This window comes from Elioraea sp. Yellowstone (genome assembly GCF_006704265.1).
Lineage (GTDB): Bacteria > Pseudomonadota > Alphaproteobacteria > Acetobacterales > Acetobacteraceae > Elioraea.
Genome location: NZ_VIKA01000167.1, coordinates 1 through 6,496, shown reverse-complemented (window position 1 = coordinate 6,496; position 6,496 = coordinate 1). Strand labels below are relative to the sequence as shown.

At 73.9% G+C, this 6,496-nt stretch carries 7 protein-coding genes and 1 pseudogene; 5 read left to right on the top strand and 3 right to left on the bottom strand.

Going from position 1 to position 6,496, the window contains the following annotated elements; genetic code table 11:
- From FK498_RS16375 to FK498_RS16365, 3 genes are all read right to left on the bottom strand, one after another.
- The coding region (locus FK498_RS16375; RefSeq protein WP_141856416.1) for a hypothetical protein at positions 1-217 on the bottom strand (217 nt) is incomplete at its 3' end.
- A 10-nt stretch (positions 218-227) separates the two neighbouring features.
- Positions 228-1,067: a prevent-host-death protein gene (locus FK498_RS16370; RefSeq protein ID WP_141856414.1), complete on the bottom strand. Its 840-nt coding sequence runs from the start codon at positions 1,065-1,067 to the stop codon at positions 228-230.
- A 37-nt stretch (positions 1,068-1,104) separates the two neighbouring features.
- Positions 1,105-2,115, bottom strand: coding sequence for a hypothetical protein (locus tag FK498_RS16365; RefSeq protein WP_141856412.1), 1,011 nt, complete (start codon positions 2,113-2,115; stop codon positions 1,105-1,107).
- A gap of 121 nt (positions 2,116-2,236) precedes the next feature.
- On the opposite strand from FK498_RS16365, the gene FK498_RS16360 reads away from it, so the two are divergent.
- From FK498_RS16360 to FK498_RS16340, 5 genes and pseudogenes are all read left to right on the top strand, one after another.
- The gene (locus tag FK498_RS16360) at positions 2,237-2,551 is read left to right on the top strand and encodes a hypothetical protein (RefSeq protein WP_202614885.1); all 315 of its coding nucleotides are present in this window, start codon (positions 2,237-2,239) and stop codon (positions 2,549-2,551) included.
- Positions 2,548-3,216, top strand: coding sequence for a response regulator transcription factor (locus tag FK498_RS16355; RefSeq protein WP_141856410.1), 669 nt, complete (start codon positions 2,548-2,550; stop codon positions 3,214-3,216). The genes FK498_RS16360 and FK498_RS16355 overlap by 4 nt, the downstream gene beginning before the upstream one ends.
- Positions 3,213-4,505, top strand: coding sequence for a sensor histidine kinase (locus FK498_RS16350; RefSeq protein ID WP_141856408.1), 1,293 nt, complete (start codon positions 3,213-3,215; stop codon positions 4,503-4,505). The genes FK498_RS16355 and FK498_RS16350 overlap by 4 nt, the downstream gene beginning before the upstream one ends.
- Positions 4,506-4,600: 95 nt before the next feature.
- Positions 4,601-5,815, top strand: a complete 1,215-nt coding sequence (locus FK498_RS16345) for an acyl-CoA dehydrogenase (RefSeq protein ID WP_141856406.1) — start codon at positions 4,601-4,603, stop codon at positions 5,813-5,815.
- Positions 5,816-6,102: 287 nt separating this feature from the next.
- Positions 6,103-6,496: pseudogene (locus FK498_RS16340) on the top strand (hypothetical protein); the annotation flags it as partial.

Here is a 6,496-nt window from a genome sequence, read left to right as displayed (position 1 = left end):
CGGCTGGCCCGCGCCAAGCGTTCCAGGCGGCGGCCGCCCGGCGCGCCAGCGTCCGGCCTGTCTCGGCGAGCCGGCCGGCCCCGCCCTCGCCCGACACGGCGCGCCGTTCCAGGGCGTCGAGCCGGGCCGACAGCGCGGCGAGTTCGTCGCGCAGCGCGGCGATCGCCTCCTCGCCTGATGCGGCGGACGAGGCCGGGCGTGTGCTCTCCTCGTGCATCCGTCCGCCCTCAGCGGTGCCAGAGCCGCTCGCGATCGACGCGGCCCTCGGCATTCATCCGGACCTCCACCGGCTCGCCATACGGATTGAGCGCGATCGCGTCGACGTGGCGCGGCCCCTGCTTCAAGAGGGCGATCTGCCGGTAGCCGAGCGCCTCGAGCCGGTCGCGTGCTGCCGGCAACGACGGGGCACGCCAGCGGCTGTGCTCGTACTCGAGCTTGCGGAGCTCGCCCGAGGGCCAGAATTCGGCCTCGACCCGGCGGCCCTCCGCGTCCAGCCCCTCCACCTCGATCTCGCCGCGGGGCTTCACGTCGATCTCGACGATGCGGCTGATGCGTCGCAGCGCCGGGTCGCTGCGCAGCCCCGGCGGCAGCAGCGTCGCGACCAGCGGCTCGGGCAGCGCCGCGCCGTCGCTCCGCGCCTCGATCAGCCGCCCGTCGCGCGTCTTGGCGCGCAGCCAGGCGCCGTCCGGCAGGCGCATGACGTGGATGACGTCACGCCCGTGGCGGCCGACATCCTGGCGCGTGAGCACCTCGACCGGCTGCAGCGCCGCAAGCGGGTCGGGCAGCCCGGCCGCGCGGATCGCGGCCGCGCCTGTGCCGGAGGCGGCATCGAGGCGCCGCGCCCGGAAGGTCGCTCCCTGGCGTTCGCCGCTCATCTCCACCCGCTGGCCGGGGAGCGGCGCCGCCCCCGACTCGGGCAGGGTGACGAGCAGCCGCCCCTCCGGCGTCGCCACGATGGCTTGGCGGCCGAACACCTCGGCGACGGTGCCGGAAAGCCGCGTCTCCTGCGCGAGTGCCGGGCCGCCCAGCACGGCGGCCAGGACGGCGGCGGTGACGATCTGTCGCATGGTGGTCTTCTCCCTTGCGATGATGGGCCTGCCCCGTTCATGCCCCGGCCGGCCGCAACCGGGCCGCAACGCCCCCGTTGAGGTTCCGTTCGGCTCCCGCGAGGCCGAGCGCGCGCGCGAGCGCCGGCCGCGCCTGGGCGAAATGCATCACGATCTTGCCGAACTTCGACAGGGGACCGACGAAGAGGCGGAGGTTGACCATCGTCACGAGGAACTCGCCGGGCGTCATGTCCCGGCCGAGGCCGCTTGCCGGCATCAGCAGCAGGAACACCGCCACGGCGGTCGCGAAACTCGCCCAGATAAGCCAGACGAGCCCCTTCTCGCCGAGGCCCTTGAAGAGATCGATCACGACGCTTGCGCGCAGCCAGCGGTGCTGATGCGCCTTGAGCCGCAGCCCTGCCTCCGCCGCCGTGGCACCGGCGATCACGACCTGGGCCTCAAGCGCCGCCAGGGCATGGCTCCGCACCGGGGGCGCGAGCAGTCCGAGCCAGAGGAATGCCGGCAGCAGCGCCGCGAGCATGAAGGGCAGCCATTGCGGCGCCAGCGCCGCCTGCCAGAGGCTGACGGAGACGAGGGTGAAGACGAGCTTGGGCACCTCGTCGATCAGCACCTTGAGGCCGCGCTTCGCCTCGTCCGAGCCGTAGAGCATCATCGCCGCGTCGTCGGTCACGTGTGCGACGCGCCGGCGTGCCAGATAGGAGTCCTGCAGCGCGATCACGAGCCGTGCCTCGACCCACTTGCCGGCCGGCTTGTCGGCGACCTCGAGCAGGGAGAGCAGGGTGAAGAGCAGCGCGAAGGCAAGGCCGTGGGCGACCAGCAGGGCCGCAAGGTCGCCCTCTGCCGCGGCCAGCCCGTCCACCACCTGCTTGCCCATCCAGCCGACCGAGGGCGACAGCGCCGCGATCGCGGTGAGCACCGCCCAGGACAGCCCGAGCGGCCAGCCGGCGCGCCGCAGCACCGGCAGCGCGGCGGCGAGCAGCGCCCCGATCGGTGGCGTGCCGCCATCGGTGCGGGAGGGACGGGATGGGGTTGGCAGCAGCTTGCGCATGGACGGGTCCGAGGCCTCCGTGACGTGGGTTGCGGGAGCGGAGCGTGCCGGGTGCTGCCGAACCGGGGCGCAACGCCGCCGTTTGGGATCCGTTGCGGCGGACCGGGGTAGCAGGCCCGCCATGCCCGTCGTCCCCCTGCGACCGGCCGCCGCGGCGCTGGTGCTCGTTCTTGCCGGCCCAGCGCAGGCGGCCGAACCGCCGCCGGATGCCGTGCCGCTGCCGCCGGAGGCGGCCCTCGCCTGCGCCGCGGCGCGCTATCGCGGTGCCGCGCTGCGCCTTGAGCCGAGGGCGGGCGGCCTCGTCCAGGAGCTGCGCTGGCTCACCCCGGCAGGCAACGTGCTGCGCATCGCGCTCACCGGCCCCGGCTGCCGCTTTCTCGAGGTGCACGGGGTCGGCCAGACGGAGGCGCGGATTCCACCCGGGAACCGGCCATGAAGGTCCTGGTCGTCGAGGACGAGCCGGAGCTCGCCGGCGAGCTCGCCCAGGCGCTGCGCGAAGCGGGCCATGCCGTGCTGGTTGCCCATGACGGCGAGCAGGGCGAATTCCTCGGCGCCACCGAGACCATCGCCGCGGCGGTGCTGGATCTCGGCCTGCCGAAGCTCGACGGCATCGAGGTGCTGCGCCGCTGGCGCGGTGCCGGACTCGGCTTCCCCGTGCTGATCCTGACAGCGCGCGACGCCTGGTCGGACAAGGTGGCGGGCTTCCGCGCCGGCGCCGACGACTACGTGCTGAAGCCCTTCCGGACGGAGGAGGTGCTGCTGCGCCTCGCCACGCTGATCCGCCGTGCCGCCGGCCATGCCGCCGCCGAGATCGCCGCCGCCGGGCTGGTGCTGGATACCACCACCGGTCTCGTCACGCGCGACGGCCTGCCGCTCAGGCTGACCGGCTTCGAGGCGCGCATCCTGCGCCACCTGATGCTGCACAAGGGGCGCGTGGTCGGCCGGTCCGAACTTGCCGAGCACCTCTACGACGGCGATGCCGATCGCGACTTCCGCTCGCTCGAGGTGCTGATCGGCAGGCTCAGGCGCAAGATCGGCGAGGGACGGATCGAGACCGTCCGCGGCGAGGGCTACCGCCTCCTGCCCGAGGCGCCGCGGTGACGCCGCGCTCGCTCCGGGCGCGGCTGCTGGCCTGGGCGGCCGGGCTGACGGCGGCGGCGCTGCTCGCCGCCTGGGCGGCGCTGTCGGCGCTGCTGACGGAGTTCGTCACGCGTCGGCTGGACGCCGAGCTCCGGGCCGCGGCGAGGGCGGTGATGGCGGCGGCCGTCTGGGACGAGGCGGAGGGTTTCGCGCTCGACCCGCCGCCGGCCGATCCGCGCTTCGACCGGCCGCTCGCCGGCTGGTACTGGCAGGTGACGGGCGAGGGGGGCGAGGTGCTGGCCCGCTCGCCGAGCCTGCTCGGCGGCGTCGTCGCGGGTGCGGCCGGGCCCGACGGACGGCCGCTCATGGTGCATCGGGACCGCTTCACCGCCCCGGGCGACGGCCGGACGCTGCTCGTCACCGTCACCCTGCCGGCCGCGGAGGCCGAGGCCGCGCTCGCCGCGATCCGCCGCCCTCTCGTGGCGGCGCTCGCCATCCTGGCCGCGGCTCTGATCGCGGCGCAGTGGATCGCCGTGCGGGCGGGGCTGCGCGACCTGACGCGCTTCGCGCGGGCGGTCACGGCCCTGCATGAGGGGGTGAACCGCGCCCTGCCCGCGCCGCGCGTGGCCGAACTCGTGCCGCTCGCTGAGGCGATGACGCGGCTGATCGCCGCCAATGCCGCGCAGATCGAGCGCGCCCGCGCCCATGCCGGCGATCTGGCGCATGCGCTGAAGACCCCGCTTGCGGTCCTGGGCACGCGCGTGCGGGCCGAGGACCGGCCGCTGATCGCGCGCATGGAGGCGATGATCGCCTGGCATCTGCGGCGCGCGCGTGCGGCCGCGGCCGGGCTCGATCCGGCGGCGCGCGCATCCGTCGCGGCGGTGTTCGAGGATGTGGCACTGGTGGTGGGCCCCGCCGCCCGTCGGCGCGGCGTGGCGCTCGCCCTCGACGCCGCGGGCGCGCCCCCGTTCCGCGGCGATGCCGAGGACCTGGCCGAGATGGTCGGCGCCCTGGCGGAGAACGCCGTGACCCATGCCCGCAGCGCGGTGCGGCTTGCCGCGCGCGGCGCCGGCACGCGTCTGGTCGTGGAGGTCGCCGATGACGGGCCGGGCATCCCCGAGGCCGAGCGCGCGCGGCTGCTGGCGCGCGGCGCGCGCCTCGACGAGGGCGCGCCCGGCTACGGCCTCGGCCTCGCGATCGTCGCCGATCGCGCGGCGCTCTATGGCGGAGGGCTCGACCTCACGACCTCTCCCCTCGGCGGGCTCCTCGCACGGCTGACCCTTCCGGCGGTGCGTGCCGGCCCGGGCTGAGGCGTCGTGCGGCGCGCCGCGGCGATCCGCCGTCCGCTCTTGCCCCGTTCGTCAGCGCGGCGATATCACCCGGCAGGCAACGCGGAGGTCCCGCCATGAACGTCATCACGCCGGTCGCGAAGAAGCGCAGCCTCGCCAAGTTCAACTGGGAGGACCCGCTGCTGTTCGAGGAGCAGCTCAGCGAGGACGAGCGGATGATCCGCGATGCCGCGCGCGCCTATGCGCAGGAGAAGCTGATGCCGCGCGTGCTCGAGGCGAACCGCCACGAGCGCTTCGACCGCGCGATCATGAACGAGTACGGCGAGATGGGATTCCTCGGCGCGACGCTCGACAGCCACGGCTGCGCCGGCATCTCCTACGTCGCCTACGGGCTGATCGCGCGCGAGATCGAACGCGTCGATTCCGGCTACCGCAGCGCCTGGAGCGTGCAGTCGAGCCTGGTGATGTATCCGATCTGGGCCTTCGGGTCGGAGGCGCAGAAGGACAGGTATCTTCCCAAGCTGCGCACCGGCGAGTGGGTCGGCTGCTTCGGCCTGACCGAGCCCGATGCCGGCTCCGATCCGGGGTCGATGCGCACGCGCGCGCGCAGGACCGCAGCGGGCTGGGTGCTGAACGGCTCGAAGACCTGGATCTCGAACTCGCCGATCGCCGACGTGTTCATCGTCTGGGCCAAGGACGACGCCGGCGAGATCCGCGGCTTCATCCTCGAGAAGGGGATGAAGGGACTGACCGCGCCGAAGATCGAAGGCAAGTTCAGCCTGCGCGCCTCGATCACCGGCATGATCATGATGCAGGACGTTGAGGTGCCCGAGGACGCGGTGCTGCCCGGCGTGAAGGGGCTGAAGGGGCCGTTCTCGTGCCTGAACAACGCCCGCTACGGCATCGCCTGGGGCGTGCTGGGCGCGGCCGAGTTCTGCTGGCACGCCGCGCGCAGCTACACGCTGGAACGGAGGATGTTCGGCCGGCCGCTCGCGGCGACGCAGCTCATCCAGAAGAAGCTCGCCGACATGCAGACCGAGATCACGCTCGGCCTGCAGGCGGTGCTGAGGCTCGGCCGGCTGTGGGACGAGGGCAAGGTCGCGCCCGAGATGATCTCCCTGCTCAAGCGCAACAACTGCGGCAAGGCGCTCGAGATCGCGCGCATGAGCCGCGACATGCACGGCGGCAACGGCATCGTCGACGAGTATCACGTGATCCGCCACGTGATGAACCTCGAGACGGTGAACACCTACGAGGGCACGCACGACGTGCATGCGCTGATCCTCGGCCGCGCGCAGACGGGCATTCCGGCCTTCGCCGCGGGGGGCTGAGCGGCGGCCCTCGGCCGGTCCCTTTCCCGGCGTGCGGGGGCGCTGCGGCGAGCCCCGCTTCCCCCCTCCAGGGGGAAGGGGGAGCAGAGCCATGGAACGGGTCGGGCGCGGAGTTATGGCCCGGCTGATCCGGGTGGTCGGCACGGTGCGCTCGGCCCAGGCGTGTGAGCGTTTTTCTGGACGACCAGACGGGCGGGGCGGGCTGACCGATTGCGCGCACCGGCGCATCGCGATGCGCTCCCCCGCCTGTCAGTTGACTCGTGACGCGCGCGTTCCATGCTCTGCCCATGCGTGGCCTCGCCCTTGTCCTGACCCTGCTGATCTCGGCACCTTCCGCCGCGCAGGAGACCTCGTTCAGCGTCTTCAACCGCACGGGTCAGGCGGCGATCGGCCTGCATGTCGGCGGCGGCGCCGATCTCCTCCGCGGTCGCACCTTGCCTGCCGGCGCCGGCGTGCGGGTGAGCGCGCCGGGCTGTCGCGCCGATCTGCGCCTGGTGCTCGCCAGCGGCGAGGTGCTCGACTGGAACGGTGTGAACATCTGCGCGACCCGCGCGGTGTTCTTCACCGCGGCCGTCCCCGGCCGCCCCCGCGCGACTGCCTCCGCGCCGGCGCCGGCCGACGGCCAGCCCGGGGTGGCCGCCGTGCAGCGCGCGCTCGAGGCGCTGGGCTACGATCCCGGGC